At 75.6% G+C, this 1768-nt stretch carries 2 protein-coding genes; both read left to right on the plus strand.

What is annotated here, in order from left to right; genetic code table 11:
- A partial coding sequence (locus tag HW577_RS24560) for an MFS transporter (RefSeq protein ID WP_198378717.1) occupies window positions 1-578 on the plus strand: 578 nt, incomplete at its 5' end.
- Window positions 579-636: 58 nt separating this feature from the next.
- Window positions 637-1768 (plus strand): hypothetical protein (locus HW577_RS24565; RefSeq protein ID WP_419956607.1); only part of this gene is annotated, 1132 nt, incomplete at its 3' end.

The raw sequence follows: 1768 nt of genomic DNA on the forward strand, positions 1-1768 counted from the left end.
GTGCGGCGCCGGCGCGGCGCGGCGGCGGGGCGATGCGCGGCGTGCTCGCGCTGCCCGCCTTCCGCGCCATCCTTGCGGCGGCGGCACTCGCCCAGGGCAGCCACGCCGCCTACTACGCCTTCGGGTCGATCCACTGGGCAGCGGCGGGGCTGTCGGCGAGCGTCATCGGGCTGCTCTGGGCCTGGTCGGTCGCGGCGGAAGTGGCGCTCTTCGCCTGGGGCCGCGAGCTTGCGGACCGCCTTGGCCCGCGGGGGTTGCTGCTGGTGGCCGCGGGTGCGGGAGTGCTGCGCTGGGCCATCACGGCGGAGACAGTGTGGCTGCCTGCGCTGATCCTGGCGCAGGGGCTGCACGCAGCGACCTTCGGCGCCGCGCATCTGGCGACCATGCGCATCATGCAGGGCGCGGTCCCTGCCGCGGTCGCCGGCACCGCGCAGACGATGCTCGCGGCCGGCATCGGCGCGGTGATGATGCTGGCGACGCTCGCCGCCGGGCAGGGCTACGCCGCCTTCGGCGGGGCGGTGTTCTGGGCCATGGCGGGCATGAGCGCGGCGGCGGCGCTGGTGCGGCTGCGCGCGTGACACCGCGCACGCCCAGGCCGCGCGCGGCATGGCATGCTGCGCGGGCGGAGGGCGTGGCATGAGGTGGATCGGTGCGTTCTGGCGATACTTCGTCGTGCTGGCCGCCGTGCTCGGCGGCAGCGGCGGCCCGTGCATCCTGATCGCCGCGGCGGCGGCGCTGCTGTTCCTGACGAGCCAGGGCAGCGAGCTCGGCCGCAACGCGGCGGAACTCGGCGCCTCCGGCCTCGCAGCGCTGGTCTTCGCCTGCACCGTCTGGTCGCTGATGTCGTGGTACTGGGCGCGGCGGCTGCTCGATGACCGCTTCGCCGAACGGTCTTCCTGGCCGCCGGTCGATTCACGGCACGAAGCGCCGGAACTGCCGGCCGCGCTCACCGCGATCGGCCTGCCGCCGGGTGCTGAGCTGCCGGGGGGCCACCACCGGCGCCTGCGCCGCTGGCTCGGCATCGCGGCAGTGGCGGTGCCGCGCTTCTGCGCCATGGCCCCCTTCCTGATCGCCGCCCTGCTGCTCGGCGACGGGGGGCGGGAGGACCGGCTGGTCTGGCTGCTGGCCGGCACCGCGGCCGCGATCCTGGCCGCGCTGTGGCTGCGCCGGCCCTTGGCGCGCCGGCTGGGGTGGGAGCAGGCGCGCCCGCCGCTCGCACGTGCCGGTCTGGTCCTGTCCTTCGCCGCGATCGGCGTCTTCCTCGCCTTTCCACTGCCCGTCGGGCAGGCCTTCGGCGCGGTCGGATCCGTCTTCCTGTTCTTCGCCGCGCTGCTGCCACTGGTCGCGACGCTGTCCTTCTGGGCACGGCGCTGGCGCGTGCCGCTGCTCGCGATCGTCTTCGGCATCCTGGTCGCACTGCCCTCGCTGCACCCCGACCGCCATCTCGTCCGCAGCCTCGACGCGCCCACGCCGACCGGCCGAATCGGGATGGAGACCGCCGTGGAGGACTGGATCGCCAACCAGCCCGACGCGACCAAGAACCCGCCCCTGGTGATGGTGACGACAGCCGGCGGCGGCATCAGCGCGGCGGTCTGGACAGCCCTGTTGCTCGGCGCGCTGGCGGACCAGGAACCACGCTTCGCCGCGCGGCTGTTCGCCATCAGCGGTGTCTCGGGCGGCGCGCTCGGCGCGGCGGTCTTCGCCGCCGCCCTGCCGCCGCTCGGCACGCCGGGCCCGGCGGCGCACGCCGGTCGGGAGAGGGTGGGAC

This window comes from Neoroseomonas rubea (genome assembly GCF_016106015.1).
GTDB classification, from domain to species: Bacteria; Pseudomonadota; Alphaproteobacteria; order Acetobacterales; family Acetobacteraceae; genus Neoroseomonas; species Neoroseomonas rubea.